The sequence below is a fragment of the Pseudoalteromonas sp. CnMc7-15 genome, from assembly GCF_022347925.1.
GTDB classification, from domain to species: Bacteria; Pseudomonadota; Gammaproteobacteria; order Enterobacterales; family Alteromonadaceae; genus Pseudoalteromonas; species Pseudoalteromonas ruthenica.
In genome coordinates this window covers 17,422-34,226 of record NZ_JAKRFT010000008.1, presented here as the reverse complement: position 1 = coordinate 34,226, position 16,805 = coordinate 17,422, and the positions used below count along the sequence as shown (strand labels likewise).

The window sequence follows — 16,805 nt, the reverse complement described above, 5'->3', positions numbered from 1 at the left end:
TATTTAGGAATTCACAATGGTTAAACGTATGACTCGTTTTTCTACAGTGGCTACAGCAGTAGCGGTAACAGTGGTGTTGTCAGGTTGCCAAGCAACCAATACGCAAAAAGGTGCAGGTATCGGTGCCGGTATTGGCGCCGTACTAGGTAAAGCGACGGGCGACCATGACGACAAGCGTATTTTTATCGGTGCCGCCATTGGTGCCTTAGCGGGTGCTGCGGTAGGTGACTACATGGATAAGCAGGAGCAGGCTTTTCGAGATGAATTAGCGGGCTCGGGCGTGGAAGTGGTACGCGAGGGCGATAACATCCGTTTAGTGATGCCTTCAAATATTACCTTTGCCACCGATCAATCTTATATCTCTAGTGGTTTCCACCGTACTTTAGACGCAATTGCCAGTGTTATGAACAAGTACGAGAAAACCTACCTGAGCGTTCAAGGTCATACCGACAGCACCGGCGCCAGTGATTATAACCAACGTTTATCTGAGCAGCGTGCTCAGAGCGTTAAAAATTACTTGGTGAACAAGCAAATTTTAGCGGCGCGTGTGAGCACTCAAGGCTTTGGCGAAAGTCGCCCTGTTGCGGATAATTCCACGGCTAACGGTCGCGCCTTGAACCGTCGTGTAGAAATCCAAATCGTGCCTAACGTTAAGAACTAGATAACTGCGAAGGCTGATTAAATTGCAACTCGCATAGGCGCTGATACAGCGCCGATTGTTGCAATAATGTCGGGTGGTCACCAACGGCCACCACTTTACCTTGGTCCATGACCACGATGCGATCCGCATGCATCACCGTACTTAAACGATGGGCAATAATTAGCGTTGTGCGGGATTGCATGAGTCGGGTCAGCGCGGCTTGCACATGAAACTCACTTTCGGCGTCTAAAGCGCTGGTCGCTTCGTCTAAAAGTAAAATATTAGGGTCTTTTAAAATCGCACGAGCAATGGCAATGCGCTGTTTTTGCCCTCCCGATAGGCGCACCCCCCGCTCCCCCAAAAAGCTACTGTAGCCATCAGGTAAGTCGTTTATAAATTCATGTGCATAGGCTTGCTTCGCGGCAGCGATAACTTGGGCTTGTGTGGCGTCTTCGCGCGCATATGCGATATTGTGATAAACATCGGCGCTAAACAGCACTGGATGCTGGGCCACCATGGCCATTTCGTCACGAAGCGCGTGTAAAGACAAAGTGCTAAGTTCTTTGTTGTGCAACTTAATTTGGCCACTGCTCACGTCATAGAAACGCTGTAACAACTCAAACAAGGTGCTTTTGCCCGCCCCCGAAGGGCCGACAATTGCAATGGTCTCGCCAGCGTTAATGGTTAAGTTAAAGCCATTCAGTGCGGGTGTGTTTGGTCGCGAGGGGTAGCAAAAACTCACCTCATTAAAAGCTAAGATGGCCGTTTCGCTTTGCTTGTTATCAAAGCGGGCCGGATTAGTTGGGTCGATTATATCGCTGCGTACTTGCAGTAGTTCTACTAGGCGCTTAGCGGCCCCTGCTGCGCGTTGCAGTTCGCCATATATTTCCGCCACTGTGCCTACCGACATCGCCACCACCACAGCATAAAAAACAAAGGCTGCCAGCTCACCGCCTGTCATAGCGCCATTGAGAACATCCACGCCGCCGCTGTAGAGCATAAAACTGATCCCCGAGAAGGTGATAAAAATCACGAGGGCTATCAGGATGGCGCGCTGAAGTATTCGTCGTTTGGCGACTGAGAAAGCTTTATCTACTTCACCATTAAAAGCGTTTTGCTCCATCGCTTGGCGGTTAAAACTGTGAACAGTTTTGATGTTTTGCATGACCTCGCCAGCATAGGTGCTGATATCAGCGATAGCGTCTTGGGAGCTACTTGCTAACGTGCGTACGCGGCGGCCGAATAACTTCATAGGTAAGAGCACCAGCGGTACACACAGTAGTACGATCAACGTCAGCTTCACATTAGTGATAAACAACATAATGATGCCGCCGATAAGCATCAACGCACTGCGCAGTGCCATGGATAAAGACGAGCCGACGATGCTTTGCAGTAAGGTGGTATCGGTGGTTAGGCGCGACATAATTTCGCCGCTGCGATTCTCTTCAAAGTAACTTGGGTGCAGGGAGACAATACGCGCGAACACCGCCTTGCGAATATCGTTACTAACGCGCTCACCTAGCCATGACATCATGTAAAAGCGGCAGAAAATTCCCACCGCCATGATCGCGATTAAGGCAATAAGCACCATCACAGATTGTCGTAGCTGAGTAATTGAACCAGCAATAAAGCCGTCATCAATCACTTGCTTGAGCCCCTGTCCCAACGAAAGGTTAATACCTGCGGTCAGTAGTAGCGCTGCGAGGGCGGCGATAACCACCCACTTATAAGGCCACACAAATTTAAAAATAGGGCGGAGGTAGCGCAAAGCGCTTTTTTCGTTAGCGGCTGTGTTCATATGCGTACTTTGCTGCGGATTAAGTGCTCAGTGTATCAAACCTGTGCACTGGCGCCATGGTTGCTATGATACCAACGTTGCGTTGTTGGTGGTTTTTCTATACAACTAGAGTACAAGGACTAACCAACAGGAAGCCACCATGCAAGCAACAGGAACTTTTACCGTTAAATTAAACCCGCAACAAAGTTATGCCACTGGGGTAGACGGTATTGATTTAGGAAGAATGTCGATAGATAAAACCTTTAGTGGTGAGCTCCACGGTATTAGTCAGGGTGAAATGCTCAGTGCCCGCACGCCAGTGCAAGGCTCTGCTGGTTATGTCGCCTTAGAGCAGGTCACTGGGACACTGGCTGACAAAAAAGGCAGCTTCGTACTCCAGCACTTCGGTACCATGAACCAAGGCAAAGATACATTGATCCTTGAGGTGGTGCCGGATTCAGGTAGCGGCGAATTGCGAGGCTTGAGCGGGAAAATGACCATCAATATGGACAATGGCGCTCACCATTACGTATTTGACTACCAGCTAGGTAGTACTAATGAGTAGTGAAACGATTTTACACAGCGCGCAATTTAACCCCAAAGTGAAACAATACTGGTTGGTCTTGTGGTTATTGGTTGCCACTGTGACCTTGTTTGGTATTGTTTTTATCCCCGTTATTGCCATTGTTGTGTGGCTCGTATCAGGGCGTATGTTGGCGGCTATGTCGGCAACCTTGAGTGAAAAAAAGCTGTTTGTTAAACGCGGTATTTTGGTGCGCACTGAAAAAACCATTCCCCTTGATAAAATTACCGATGTGGGGTTAACGCAAGGGCCATTGATGCGACTGTTTGGTATTCATCAATTGAGTTTTGAAACAGCGGGCCAGTCGGGTACCGGTGCGTTAGTGTCACTCATTGGAGTGGTGGATGCACAGCAGTTCCGTGAGGCCATTTTGGCGCAAAAAGAGCGTTTAGCTGAGCACCAACAAACACAATCAGAGTCTATGTCACAACCTAGCGACCAAGCGCTGTTGGCACGCTTGGTCGAAGTTGTAGAACGGATTGATACGCGACTCAAGCATCTTGAGCAGCGTTCAGATTAACTTATCAGCTGACGACTACCGGCATTCACCGATAACTGCTTTGAACGTGTTGAAAGCACTTGGTAATTGCTGTCTTTTACCGTGTTGATGTAATGCCACTGCGCCTGTGCCTGCTCGGCGGTGAACGTCACCGTAAGATAACCCCGATCCACTAAGTTATTATAGGTAAGGTCGTCAATCAGCAAGGTGATGACCTGCTCTATTTGTGCTACTGCCTGCGGATCCTGAGTGTTCAGGGATAAATAACTTTCAAGTCCAGGGGAAGAAACCGAAGCGGTGGCAAACTCAACGCCAGCCGCTTGGTTAGCAGCAATGGGGTTAGTGGCGTCGGTTCGCAATTGACCTGCCCAACCATTATGGGTATCGCCAGCAAGTACAACTAAATCCTTTTGCGCAGCTACGGCGCTGGCGAGTAATATCTCGCGCTCATAAGCGTAACCGTCCCAGGCATCAAGGTTGTAGGGTACTTTGGTTTCTACCCGGGCGCGCTCGTTGGTACTGACAGTGGGATCCCCAGCTAGTATGCGTGTTTTTATTTGCGCCAACTCAGCGAACAATGCATTGGCTTGGGTGAGCAGGGCGCTTGTATCTTCGCCACTAGCCAAGGCTACTTGCAGGCTCCCGAGCAGCTGTAATACTTCCACCGGCATATGCATCTTCGTCATCAGTACCTGCTGTGCGAGTACTTGCCATTGGCAGTCAGAGGTCATAATGCCATCTTGTAGCCAAGTTAATTGCTCGCTACCTAAAAGAGCCCGTGATGAGGAGCTAATAGCACTGGCAAACTGCGCTTGTCCTGGGGCGCTAGCAAGATCAAAATCAGCAAAGCTAAGTTGCTCATCGCGGGCCAGTACGCGGGTATCCAGCATGTACAAAGACACTAGGTTAGCAAAATCAAAACGACGATAAATACGCTCTTTGTCGGCCACATTACGTATGGGCATCCATTCGAAGTAAGCTTGTAAGGCATAAAGCTTACGTTGAGTGAAATCCCCTTCGTCCTCACTATGATTTTGGGCACCATCACGCCAGGTATCATTGGTTATTTCATGGTCGTCCCACACCACAATAAATGGACAATGGCTGTGCGCTGCTTGCAGGTCGGTATCTGTGCGGTAGTGTGCATAACGTTTACGGTAATCTTCAAGCGATAACATTTCTGTGCTGTTATCTTGCGGTAGTAGGCGCCCAAGGGCCGCTGCATCGGCAGTGGCATAACCGTCATTACCGTACTCATAGAGGTAATCGCCAAGGTGTAATACCGCGTCTAAGTCGGGTTGTTTGGCAACCTCGCCATATACATGAAAATAGCCAGCAGGGTAGTTTGCGCATGAAAGCACGGCGAACTTAACTTGCTCGATATTGCCTGTTGGCAGCGTTTTCCCCTTACCCGTAGGAGAGGTTTTGCCATATGCCTTGAAGCGGTAATAGTACTGAGTGTTAGCATCGAGACCTTGTAAGTCCACTTTCAGTGTAAAATCACTGTCGGCACTTACCTGCGCCTCGCCATCATGGCTGATGTTGATAAACTCGGGATCGGTCGCCGCCTGCCATTGCACTTTGAGGCTGCTAACTGGCTGTTGCGGTGTTACTCGAGTCCAAATAATGAGGGCATCGCTGAGTGGGTCGCCGCTGGCGACACCGTGATCAAAGCTCACATCGACGCTATCGTCATCGTCACTATCGAATACACAGCCACTGAGGCCGAGCGATAAAACGGCAGCACCAAACCCGGCTGCCGATGCCTTTAAAAAACTTCTCCGCGTTAACGTCATTACTCTGTACCCATTAACCTAAAAATACAGAGCATATCGGAGTCATGTTACTGTTAGGTTAAAACACCTGACAAATATGATCGGCCTTACAGGTTATGACGGTGACATTTTTGTAGCCAACGCGCGTGAGCTGCTCGGCACTTAGTGTCGCCCGCGCACTGCTGGCACAGTGTAAGTAGATAGGGCGGTTGGCGTCTTTTTCAATTTCCATCAGCTTCATTTCCAATAGCCCCCGAGGAATATTAATAGCGCCAGTGGCGGCTTTGGTTGCATGCTCGGCGGGTTCGCGTACATCAATCAATAAGCCATGATTATCACTTAGCTCCGCTTTCGCTTGCTCGGCGCTAATGCGGCGTTGATTAGGGGTGATGGTTTTTAGTAAATCTGGGATTGGGGTCAGCATATTATTCCTCCATGCCTAGCTTTTTTAATATATACATCATAGGACACCAACCGCTAAATGCTGATTGGATAAGATTAAGGGCAATAAATACAGTAAAAAATAGCCAGTTAGAGTCGACGAAATGCGCCAGCAGTAAGGATATCAGGACCATAACGCCAGCAATCAGTCGCAGCGCAGCAGATATATTCATAGCAATACACCTTGTTAGAGATGAGAGACTATATTCAGTATATTAGTAAAATCTAAATTAGCAACAATTAATATTAGACAAGGCTAATATTCCTTTCTATACTTCTGCCATTCTCAGTTCACAACAAGAGCGACACGTGGATTTCAGTAAAATAGCCGACAGCGCTGAGCAGGCACAAAGCCTGCTGAAGATTCTGGCAAATAAAAACCGTCTAATGATCCTATGCAGTTTGCAGCAGGGTGAACTCAGCGTATCCCAGCTCAATGATGCAGTGCCGTTAAGTCAGTCGGCATTGTCACAGCACCTCGCTGTATTGCGTAACGAAAACATGGTGACCACGCGGCGTGAGAGTCAGACCATTTACTACCAGTTGTGTGATGATAACGCTAAGGCCATTTTGCAGACTTTATACACGCTATTTTGTCAGGAGTAGGCTGTGAACGCCTTGGATAAAACAGTAAAAGCGAGTTTGAACGGCCCTTTTGCGTTGGTGGTTTTCATTGTGGCCTTAGTGCTTGGTGCCTTGGCCTTAAGCTATACCCCGCGTGAGGAAGAGCCACAGATCACCGTGCCTATGCTTGATATCACGGTGGCCGTGCCCGGAATTGAGGCGCCACAAGTCGAACGGCTGGTGACCATCAAACTAGAGAAGCTGCTGGCGCAAATTCCAGGGGTTGAACACATCTATTCCACCACGGCTAATGAGCAATTAGTGACCACACTGCGTTTCGAGGTAGGTCATTCCCGCGAGCAAGCTTTGATAGACACTTATGCAAAATTATATGCCTATCAAGACACCATGCCTCAGGTGGTTAAGCAGTGGCAGATTAAGCCCATATCGGTCGATGATGTGGCCATTGTGATGTTGGGCTTATATAGCGAGGCACCGCAGCTCTATAACGATTATGACCTCACCCGCATGGCCCAGGAGTTAGCCACCAATTTACAACGCTTGGCGGATACGAGCGAGGTAAAGGTGGTCGCTGGGCGTAAACGCAGCGCCTATGTTTATCTCGATATCAGCGCGCTCAATGCCCATCAAACCACGGTACAAGATGTTCTCTATGCGCTAGAGGTATCAAATCAGCTGCATGAAGTGGGTCGAGTCAACGATGCTCAAGGCCCATGGCGGGTGCATGTTCAAGCCGGTGATGCATTACGTGATCAAGCGCAGCTCAGTGAGTTAGTGGTTAATGTTGTCAATGGTCAGGCAGTGCGCTTAGATAGCGTCGCCGAGATCACCGTCGGCCCCAGTGAGCCCAGTCATTACCAGTGGTTACAGCACGGCGATCACCAGCAACTGCCCTTAGTGACCTTAAGCGTGGCAAAGCAAGGGGGTAGTAATGCGGTAGCGGTTGCCGATGCGGTGCATCGAGAAATGGCGCGTTTGCAACGACAGCTGTTGCCGCCAGAAGTCAAAGTGGTGACGCTACGCGACTATGGCCAAACAGCGAATGACAAAGTCAATAACCTCGGCGCCAGCCTGGCTTTTGCCATTATTACCGTGGTGCTCTTTATTGGCGTGTTTCTAGGGTGGCGTCCAGCGATCGTGATCGCCTTGGCCTTGCCTATTTGCTATGGCCTCACCCTCACCTTAGATTGGGCATTTGGTTACACCATTAACCGCGTCACCTTGTTCGCGCTCATTTTAGCCTTGGGGCTATTAGTCGATGACCCAATCACCGGAATAGACAATATCAGTCGCTACCTTAATCGCTCTGGTGATCGAAAAGATAACATCGTCGCTGCCATCAGCGAAATTCGCACGCCGCTGTTGATGTCAACATTGACCATTATGGTGGCCTTCTTTCCACTTGCCTTTATTACCGGAATGATGGGTCCCTATATGGCGCCCATGGCGTTTAACGTGCCAATCAGTGTCGCGCTATCGACGCTGGTGGCATTTTTCGTAACGCCATGGCTAGCTATGCGTATCCTCAAGCCAGAGCAAGGTCTGGCGCTCAGGGAGCCAAGCAAAGCGATGCAGAAATACACGCAATTGCTGGGTTATATCCTTAGCCAACCACGCAGAGCCAAATGGGTGCTGTATACGGTTTTAGCGTTATTTGTATTCAGTGCCAGCTTACCAGTGATGCGTGCCGTACCGCTGAAGTTACTGCCCTACGATAATAAAAGTGAGGTGCAGGTGCTCATTGACATGCCCGAAGGGACGGCATTGGAGCATACTGCGGCGGTAACCCGGCAGGTTCAGCGCAAGGTGTGGCAGCTTAATGAGGTCAAGGCCATTGCCGCGTACGTCGGCCAGCCTTCGAGTATGGACTTTAATGGTATGGTGCGAGGTTATTACCGCCGCGTTGGCGAGCATCAGGGGGAGTTACGGGTATTACTACACGATAAATCGCAACGCCAGCATCAGTCCCATGCCGTGGTGTTACGGCTGCGTGATAAGCTGGCCGAATTTAATCAAGACGGGATCACTATTAAAGTGATTGAGGTGCCGCCCGGACCTCCGGTGCTGAGTACTTTGGTCGCCGAGGTCTATGCCAAACCGTTTATTGATGCGCAACAGCATCGTGAGGCCGCACGCCAAGTGATGGCGCGGCTGCGCCAAGAGCCCCATGTTGTTGAAGTTGACAGCTCCATGGCCGCCGCGCAAACACAGCTGCGCTTTGTTACCAACACTAGCAAAGCGGCACTGTCGGCGGTAGCCAGCGCCGATATCGCTACGGCGCTAAGGGTGGCATTAAAAGGTCAGCAGGTCGGTCAACTTTATGTTGATGATGAAATCAACCCGCTGCCTATCGAGGTGACGCTGCCATATCGCCACCGTACGCAAACACATGTTGGCGCCCTGCAGGTGAAAGGTCAGCGCAATATTAGCCAAAGTAGCTCGGAGCTTGGTTTATCTAGCGCTCCTCAGCCTATGGTGGCGCTGTCCGAGTTGGGCGAGTTTAACTCATTAGCGCGACCCCAGCCCATTGTGCGCAAAGACTTACAACGGGTTATCTATGTCATGGCTGAACTCAATGGCCGTACCCCGGCGGAAGTGATTGCCGATGTCAGTGCCGATAAGGACGTGACAGAATTACAAAGCATCCCTTGGCAGCAGCGTACTTTTGTTGATTCGGGTGGCACTCAAGCATGGCACCTTGGCGAGGGGATTGATGTATCTTTTAGCGGCGAAGGGGAGTGGCGCATCACCATTGATGTGTTTCGCGATATGGGCATTGCCTTTGCCTTTGCGTTGGCGGCCATTTTAGTGTTGTTGCGGGTGCAAACAAAATCCATGAGCTTGGCATTAATTATTATGTCGGCCATTCCGCTTACCATTATTGGGATTATGCCCGGCTTTTGGTTACTGAATCAATTGGGTGAGCGCGCTATTGCCGGCGCGCCGGAGCCGGTGTTATTTACCGCCACGGCGATGATTGGCATGATTGCCCTGGCCGGTATCGTCATACGTAATTCACTGATCCTCGTGGAGTTTATTGAACAATCACGACGCCAAGGTGAAGCCATTAAAACGGCGCTTATTAACGCTGTGCAGGTACGTATGCGGCCAGTGCTGTTAACCGCTGGGACCACCCTGCTGGGCAATATAATGATCATTTTTGATCCCGTCTTTAGCGGTCTCGCAATCGCGATTATTTTCGGCATTCTCGCCTCAACCCTATTCACTTTGCTGGTCGTGCCTTTGGTGTATTACCTAGTCTTTGCAAAAGAGGAAGCAAACAATGCGAACTAAGTTAACAGCGGCGCTCGTCATAGCTATTTTAGCCGCCGTAATAGTGTGGTTTTCTGGGGTGCTTACTCAGCATATTGCGCCAGGAGTTAAAACCGATGAACAATCATACCGAGGCGCCACCCATCAGGTTGAGCTTAGTGCCATAAATGTGGCAGAAGTGGTGCCAGGGCAGGTTATTGCCAAGCAAAATACCCAAGTTTCAGCACGGGTATTAGCACAGATTGAGCGCTTTTTAGTGCGTGCAGGCGACACCGTAAAGCAAGGACAAGTGGTGATTGAGCTTGATAAACAGGCGCTACAAAGTCAAGTGCAGCAAGCCAAAGCGCAAGTAAATGCATTGCAAGCGTCATTGACGCAGGCCAGTAAACAGCTTCGCCGTGCTAACGAGCTATTTGCACAAGGGTTGATTTCGCAAAACGATATTGATGTAGCTACCGCCAAGCATGACAACCTCAAAGCCAGTGTTGAACAGGCCCAACAAGCGTTGCAACAAGCGCAGATTGCCTTACAGTACGCCACCATTAAAGCACCTATTGCTGGACGCGTGGTCGAGCGTTTCGCTGAGCCGGGCGATACCGCCAGCCCAGGGCAGGCGCTACTGGCCATTTACAACCCGCAGCAACTACAGCTTGAGTTTGCGGTACGTGAAGGCCAGGCATTAACCTTGGATATTGGCACACAGCGACGAGTTTCAATCGCCGCGTTAGCGCTACACGCAGACGTGCCGTTGGTGGAGGTGGTCCCCGCAGCGGACAGTGGTTCGCGCTCACTGTTGATGCGCTTTGCGGCGCCACAAAGTGCGAAGCTGCTGCCAGGCTTGTATGCGCAGCTGGAGCTGCCAGCGTCTTCACGCCAAGGAGTGCTGGTGGCCCGCGAGTGGGTGCACCAACATGGTCAGCTGGACATGGTCATGGTGGTAAAGCAAGGACAATTGCAGCGCCGTTATGTTCGTTTGGGGCAAATTGTGGATGATCAGGTCGAGGTGCTTTCAGGGCTGAGCCCCGGTGAGATAATAGCCACCGAAGCGCAGCCCGCAGCGCTATAAAAATGTTGCTATCTCAGTCAGCGATTTTTTCTGTAAAGCGTGGTTAGGCACCGTGGCATCGTCACTTGGGTAGCCAACCACGATAAGCATATAGGGACGTTCATTGTCCTTGTTACGGCCGCAAATTTCGCTCAGGAAGCTCATCGGCTTGGGAGTGTGCGTGAGGGTGGCTAGCCCGGCGCGATGTAAGCCTTGAATTAAAAAGCCTGTAGCGAGCCCAACAGACTCGTGAACATAATAATTGGGTTGCTGCTCATCGGTGTGTAAACCGCCTTTTTTCTGGCTAAATACCGCGATTAACCAAGGCGCATGTTGTAAATATGGCTTTTGCGCATCGGTGCCCAAAGGTTTGAGTGCATCTAGCCACTGCTGCCCAGCGCGGCCCTCATAAAACGAGCGCTCTAACTGCTCTGCTTGCTCGCGAATTTGCTTTTTTACGGCTTCGGAATTGATAGCGACAAAGTGCCAGGGTTGGTGGTTAGCTCCACTCGGCGCTGTGCCTGCCGCCTGAATGCAGGTTTCGATAATGCGTTTATCAACCGCACGGTCGCTAAAACTACGAATACTGTGGCGACGTTTGGCGGTGTCTAAAAACTCCTGCGCACGCGTCAGCATTTGCGCGGCAGGGTACTCAATAAAGTCGGTTAACGGGGTATGTTGGTGGGGCTGCATAGTGTACTCGCTCAATGGTGGTGGTGATTTTAGCCTAGGTCCGAATGGTATTTCTGTCTACATCATATTTACTTACATATTAACGTTGCGTTCATCTTTGTACCCGCTTTCCCCTGTGGTATAACCCTAGGCACTAATAATAAATATAAAAAGGAATACCCCGTGCTTTCGATTCAAGGCCTTACCAAAACATATGGCAATGGCGTGCAAGCGCTCAAAGGAGTGAATTTAACAATCCCTAAAGGCATGTTTGGGCTCCTTGGGCCGAACGGTGCCGGAAAATCATCATTGATGCGCACCATTGCAACCTTACAAACAGCGGATAGCGGCACCATCGAATTTGATGGACTGGATGTATTTAAACAGCCGCAGGAAGTGCGCCGCCGACTGGGTTATCTGCCACAAGATTTTGGCGTCTATCCCCGAGTTAGTGCAGCAGATTTGCTCGATCATATGGCGATATTAAAAGGTTTAGACAACGCCAAAGAGCGTAAAGAAGTGGTCGATGGCCTACTTGCGCACACCAATTTGTATGAGCATAAACTGAAAGCAGTGAGTGGTTTTTCAGGAGGCATGCGCCAACGCTTTGGCATTGCTCAAGCGCTGCTTGGCGACCCTGACCTACTGATAGTCGATGAGCCGACTGCGGGCTTAGACCCTGAAGAGCGGAATCGCTTTCACAACCTATTAGTTAGCTTGGGTGAGCAAAAAGTGGTGATCTTATCAACGCACATCGTTGATGATGTCAGTGAGCTATGCCCTAACATGGCGGTGCTAGCGGGTGGTGAAATTCTCTTGCAAGGCAACCCTATCGATTTGACCCATCAGCTTAATGGCCAGATTTGGCGAAAAGAAGTGGCCAATCAGCAGCAGGCGTTAGAGCTTGAGCAGCACCTACCGGTGATTTCTAAACGCTTGTTTGCTGGCAATACTATTTTACATGTATTTGCCGATGCGCCGCCGGAAGGATTTGAGGCCGTGCCCAGTAACTTAGAAGACGTGTATTTCTCGACTTTATACCAGCAACGTGCAGCGGCACAGGCGTAGGAGGGCACATGTTACTTAAAATGCTCACCTTTGAGCTGCGCTATTTTTTGCGCCAGCCATCTTTTTACGTTTGTAGTTTATTATTTTTCCTACTTTCGTTTGCCATGACTATGAGCGATAACCTCCCGTTGTGGGGTTCTAACGTGCATCTCAACGGCCCGTTTGTGAATGCGTTTGTGCAAGTTGTGGCGTTGAATTTCGTGCTTTTTGCGGTGGTGAACTTTGTCGCTTCATCCAGCTTACGCAACGATACTGAAAACATGCTAGAGCTGGTGTACACCAAGCCCTTTAATAAGCAGGCTTACACCTTGGGTCACTTTTTAGGCTCTTTTGTGGTGACTGCGGTGGTAATGCTGTTTGTACCTTTAGGTGTGTTTGCGGGGAGCGCTTTTGGCGTCATGCTTGGTTGGTCGCCAGCCGAGCTGCTGGGCGAGCAGCATTTATCTCACTACTTGCAGCCTTATCTGTTTCTCGCTTTGCCCACTTTGTTTGTGATTGCGGTGTTTTGTCATGTAGCGGCGCTGCGTTTTCGTACCATGATGGCTGTATATATTGCCGCTGTGATTCTATTTCTCACTTATTCGACTCTTTCGGTGTATTTTGAAGAGCCGTCGGTACGGGTGTGGGCGGCAATATTAGACCCCTTTGGTTATGGTGCATTTGCAGATGTAACGCGTTACTGGACCACGGTTGAGAAGAATGAACTGTTATTACCTTTTTCCAGCTACCTGCTGTATAACCGCGTGCTATGGCTCGCTGTCGCAGGAGTCGTGTTTGCGCTGCTAGGACTCAAAAGTGGTTATCAAAGCCAAGGTAAAGATAAAAAGCGCCCAGGTGTATCGCAATCAATGCGTAAGCGCGCGCAACAAGCATTAGCCAACAATATCTCGGTGCGAGTACAGAGCATTAATACCCGCAGTCAGTTTATGATGCGCACCCGTTTTGAGTTTGCTCAGGTATTAATGAGCCCAGCGTTTTTGATTTTAGCGACCATCACGCTGTTTATGCTGATTGCTCCGCTACTCGCACCAGGGGTCAGTTATGGCGTATCCAACTGGCCACTGACTCAAACTATGGTTCCGCTTATTCAAGGGGCCATGGGCGTGTTGATGGTCATTGTGTTGGTGTACTACTCTGCTGAAGTGGTATGGCGCGAACGCAACTCAAAGTTTGGCGATATTATCGATTCTTACCCAGCACATAACTTAGTGTTTTGGGGCTCGAAGTTAACCGCTGTGACCGCTGTATTAGTGATGTTATATGTAGTGGGGATGGCGCTCACTATTAGTTATCAGCTGATCAAAGGTCACTTTAATATCGAACTGGGTCAATACTTATTCCGCTTGGGTTACTTAACCTTGGTGCCTTTATTTATGACCACTGTGTTGGCCTTTTTCTTCCAAGTGATCAGCCCCAATAAATATGTGGGCATGGTACTGTTTATTGTCTATTACGCCGTAAGCTTGATCCTTAACAACTATGGCTTTAGTCATAACATGTATGACTTTGCCGGCTCCCCAGCCGCGCCTTATTCTGATTTGAATACTTACGGTCACTTTCTTAATGCAGTGCATTGGTACAATGTGTATTGGTTAGGTATGACCTTAGCTTTGGCAGCATTAGGCTACGGCTTATGGCACCGAGGTCCGCAACAAAGCCTATTGGCGCGTATACGACTGCTCAGTTATAACTTAGGCGGTAAAGGGCAAGTATTGGCAGTCTGTGGGTTGGTGATGTTTGTCGCCAGTGGCGCGTGGATATACCACAACACGCGGGTACTGAACGAATTTCACTCCAAAGACGATATTCAAGCTCTGCAGGTGCAATACGAAAAGCAATTGGGCCAATATAAAGAAGCGCCTGTGCCTATGTTAACTAAGGTGGATATTACCGCTGATATCTATCCGCAGCGCCGACGTATTGAAGCACAAGCCGATATCACGTTCACCAACCCAACTGAGCAAGTGATTGAACGTTTCTTGGTGAGTAAACCGCAGTACAGTGAACAATGGCAGGTGCAACTAGAAGGCGGTGCCTTAGGTGAAAAGATTGATGACTTAAACACTTGGTGGTTTGAGTTCGAAAAACCTATGCAGCCAGGGGAGGTGCGTCAAGGCACTTTAACTGTGGTACGTGCCCACCAAGGCTTTAAAGATAGCGGCTTTGATACCAGCTTGGTTGAAAATGGCACCTTTATTAATAACGCGGAACTATTACCGGTATTTGGCTATCGCCTTGATTACCAGTTATGGGATCGCAACGAGCGTCGCAAACGTGATTTACCCGAGCTTGAGCGTGCCAATGACCTCGAGGATAGTCGCTATTATGGGCAAAATTTCTTTGGTGCCAACGTCGGTTTTATTGATTTCAGCGCCACGGTGAGCACTGATATTGACCAATTTGCTATCGCCCCAGGTTATTTGCAAAGTGAGCAAGTAGATGAAGAACGCGGACGCCGGACTTATCGCTATGAGATGGATGCGCCTATGGTGGACTTCTACAATATTATGTCGGCCCGCTTAGAGGTGAAGAAAGAGCGTTACAAAGGCATCAATATTGAAGTTTATTATCATCGTGACCACCCGTGGAATGTCGATACGATGATCCAGTCTACCAAGGACTCTATCGATTATTTCACCAAAGAGTTTGGTCCTTACCAGCATAAACAGCTACGAATCCTCGAGTTCCCAGGTTACCGTGGCTTTGCGCAGAGCTTCGCAAACACCGTTCCGTATTCTGAACGTATTGGCTTCATCACCGACTTGCGAGACCCAGATGATATTAACCTGCCTTATTATGTAACCGCTCACGAGGTTGCGCACCAGTGGTGGGGACATCAAGTTGGTGCCGCCAATGTGCAGGGGTCGGCGGTCATATCTGAAACCTTATCTCAGTACAGTGCACTGCAAGTGATGGCGGAAAAATATGGCGAGCAGAAGCTGCGTAAGTTCCTCAAATATGAGTTAGATCGCTATTTACAGGGCCGCACTATGGAAAGTTATCGCGAGATGCCGTTATATCGCTCTGAAAATCAGCAATATTTGCACTATCGTAAAGGCTCGGTAGTGATGATGGCGGTTGCTGATAGGTTAGGCGATAAGCGCACCAATACGGCATTGCGGCACTTTTTACAGGAGTTTAAGTACCAAACGAACCCTTACCCCACAACTCTTGACCTGTTGCGTCACCTCAAAGCGCAAGCGAATGAGCAAGAACAGGCCTTTATTGATGATCAGTTTAAACGCATCACTTTGTATGAGCTAGCGCTAGAAGATGTAGTCGTGAGTGAAACAAATGAGCAAAGCGGTAAGTTTAAAGTGACCTTGAGCATTGATGCCAAAAAAGTATATGCCAATGGTGAGGGGGTCGAGACAGAAGAGCCCATGCAGCAGCTGGTGGATATCGGCTTATTCCACTTTGACCCTGAACAGTTAAGTGCCAATGATTCAGTAATTTACTTACAAAAACATGAGCTGGTCTCAGGCGCCAATACACTAGAGCTGTATGTTGATGAGCGGCCAAGTTTTGCAGGTGTCGACCCACTCATTAAATTAGTCGATCGTGATAGCGCTAATAACGTGAAAAAGCTATAAGCTTAACGATACCAATATCGGGTTATGATCTGAGCTCTCGCGTGCCAACGCTTGAGCTCTTTTTATTTCTACCCCTCGGGTCCACACTTGATCCAAAGCGTAGCCAAAAAAACGCGTGCGCTGGTCAGGGGATAAGGTCACCGGTGCTAACTGCAAAGGAGTTAATAGCTGCTTTACTAATTGTTGACGGGAGTCGCTCCAGGTATTGAAATCGCCAGCAAAAATAACAGGTCCGTTATGCTGAGCAATGAGCAGGGTTAAGGTTTTTAGTTGGCGTTGATAGTCTTCGGTGCCCCAGGTAAAGTTGATACCGTGGAGGTTCACTACAAGTAAACTGCCCCCCTGCGCTAGCGCATAACGGCTTATACTTGATGCCTTCGGTGTTCGCAGCCAGGGTTCGCGTTGGTAAAAGCGACAATAGAGCTGCGGCTGAAAATCACTGAGCAATAAGGTACCGGTTTGTTTTGACCACCCTCGGAAGCCGGGGGAAAAGCGTGCATAAGGCTTGATAGCAAAGAGTTGTTGGTCGCGAAACGCCTCCTGTAAAAGCACAAAGTCAACGCCCTGAGACAGCGCTCTTAAATCCGGTAGCAGCTGTTCATGTTGTGCTTTATAAATATTCCAACTGAGGACTCCAATACGCTGTGGTAGGACGTCAGTGTGCGTGGTGATTGGTTTTCTGAGTTGCTGCGCGCATTGCCGTGGCGTTGAGACAATGCCCTGGATGTCTTCACTGGCAGCTGGTAACACCCACTGTTGCCAAAGTAGAAATGCGCTGTAAAACACCAAATATAAACTGATCACGACAATGATGTACCTTGAAGGGCTGCCAATGGGCTGTGCTATAGTGGCAA

At 49.3% G+C, this 16,805-nt stretch carries 14 protein-coding genes; 8 read left to right on the top strand and 6 right to left on the bottom strand.

All coding sequences use genetic code 11. From position 1 onward, the window contains the following. Positions 1-28 precede the first annotated feature (28 nt). Complete coding sequence (locus tag MHM95_RS17545; protein ID WP_045980297.1) at positions 29-661, top strand: OmpA family protein; 633 nt, start codon at positions 29-31, stop codon at positions 659-661. Here the strand turns inward: MHM95_RS17545 and MHM95_RS17540 are convergent. Next, complete coding sequence (locus tag MHM95_RS17540; protein WP_239385903.1) at positions 651-2,438, bottom strand: ABC transporter transmembrane domain-containing protein; 1,788 nt, start codon at positions 2,436-2,438, stop codon at positions 651-653. The genes MHM95_RS17545 and MHM95_RS17540 overlap by 11 nt on opposite strands. A gap of 139 nt (positions 2,439-2,577) precedes the next feature. Between MHM95_RS17540 and MHM95_RS17535 the strand changes: the two genes are divergently transcribed. Then, a complete protein-coding gene (locus MHM95_RS17535; protein WP_022943926.1) occupies positions 2,578-2,982 on the top strand; it encodes a DUF3224 domain-containing protein in 405 nt (134 codons plus the stop codon). Continuing rightward, a complete protein-coding gene (locus tag MHM95_RS17530; protein ID WP_022943927.1) occupies positions 2,975-3,520 on the top strand; it encodes a PH domain-containing protein in 546 nt (181 codons plus the stop codon). The genes MHM95_RS17535 and MHM95_RS17530 overlap by 8 nt, the downstream gene beginning before the upstream one ends. On the opposite strand, the gene MHM95_RS17525 is transcribed toward MHM95_RS17530, so the two are convergent. From MHM95_RS17525 to MHM95_RS17515, 3 genes are read right to left on the bottom strand one after another with little or no spacing between them, the layout of a single operon-like run. After that, entirely contained in the window at positions 3,517-5,295 is a 1,779-nt protein-coding gene (locus MHM95_RS17525) for an alkaline phosphatase D family protein (RefSeq protein ID WP_239385902.1), read from the bottom strand. The genes MHM95_RS17530 and MHM95_RS17525 overlap by 4 nt on opposite strands. Before the next feature lie 58 nt (positions 5,296-5,353). Continuing rightward, on the bottom strand, positions 5,354-5,698 hold the full coding sequence (locus MHM95_RS17520) for a rhodanese-like domain-containing protein (protein ID WP_138510120.1): 345 nt from the start codon (positions 5,696-5,698) through the stop codon (positions 5,354-5,356). Position 5,699: 1 nt separating this feature from the next. Continuing rightward, positions 5,700-5,888: a DUF2892 domain-containing protein gene (locus tag MHM95_RS17515; protein ID WP_022943930.1), complete on the bottom strand. Its 189-nt coding sequence runs from the start codon at positions 5,886-5,888 to the stop codon at positions 5,700-5,702. 136 nt (positions 5,889-6,024) lie between these two features. On the opposite strand from MHM95_RS17515, the gene MHM95_RS17510 reads away from it, so the two are divergent. The 3 genes from MHM95_RS17510 to MHM95_RS17500 are packed head-to-tail and all read left to right on the top strand — an operon-like array spanning position 6,025 to position 10,639. Further along, on the top strand, positions 6,025-6,321 hold the full coding sequence (locus tag MHM95_RS17510) for a metalloregulator ArsR/SmtB family transcription factor (protein ID WP_022943931.1): 297 nt from the start codon (positions 6,025-6,027) through the stop codon (positions 6,319-6,321). A gap of 3 nt (positions 6,322-6,324) precedes the next feature. After that, entirely contained in the window at positions 6,325-9,594 is a 3,270-nt protein-coding gene (locus MHM95_RS17505) for an efflux RND transporter permease subunit (RefSeq protein ID WP_239385901.1), read from the top strand. After that, positions 9,584-10,639, top strand: a complete 1,056-nt coding sequence (locus MHM95_RS17500) for an efflux RND transporter periplasmic adaptor subunit (RefSeq protein WP_239385900.1) — start codon at positions 9,584-9,586, stop codon at positions 10,637-10,639. The genes MHM95_RS17505 and MHM95_RS17500 overlap by 11 nt, the downstream gene beginning before the upstream one ends. Here MHM95_RS17500 and MHM95_RS17495 read toward each other — a convergent pair. Further along, positions 10,634-11,311 carry a nitroreductase family protein gene (locus MHM95_RS17495; protein ID WP_138547912.1) on the bottom strand — a complete coding sequence of 226 codons (678 nt, stop codon included), beginning with the start codon at positions 11,309-11,311 and terminating at the stop codon, positions 10,634-10,636. The two genes, MHM95_RS17500 and MHM95_RS17495, sit on opposite strands and share 6 nt — an antisense overlap. 162 nt (positions 11,312-11,473) lie before the next feature. Between MHM95_RS17495 and MHM95_RS17490 the strand changes: the two genes are divergently transcribed. Both MHM95_RS17490 and MHM95_RS17485 read left to right on the top strand, forming a co-directional pair. Further along, positions 11,474-12,358, top strand: a complete 885-nt coding sequence (locus tag MHM95_RS17490; protein ID WP_022943935.1) for an ABC transporter ATP-binding protein — start codon at positions 11,474-11,476, stop codon at positions 12,356-12,358. Positions 12,359-12,366: 8 nt separating this feature from the next. Beyond that, the gene (locus tag MHM95_RS17485) at positions 12,367-15,951 is read left to right on the top strand and encodes a M1 family aminopeptidase (RefSeq protein ID WP_239385899.1); all 3,585 of its coding nucleotides are present in this window, start codon (positions 12,367-12,369) and stop codon (positions 15,949-15,951) included. On the opposite strand, the gene MHM95_RS17480 is transcribed toward MHM95_RS17485, so the two are convergent. After that, a complete protein-coding gene (locus MHM95_RS17480; RefSeq protein WP_239385898.1) occupies positions 15,946-16,755 on the bottom strand; it encodes an endonuclease/exonuclease/phosphatase family protein in 810 nt (269 codons plus the stop codon). The genes MHM95_RS17485 and MHM95_RS17480 overlap by 6 nt on opposite strands. Positions 16,756-16,805: the final 50 nt, after the last annotated feature.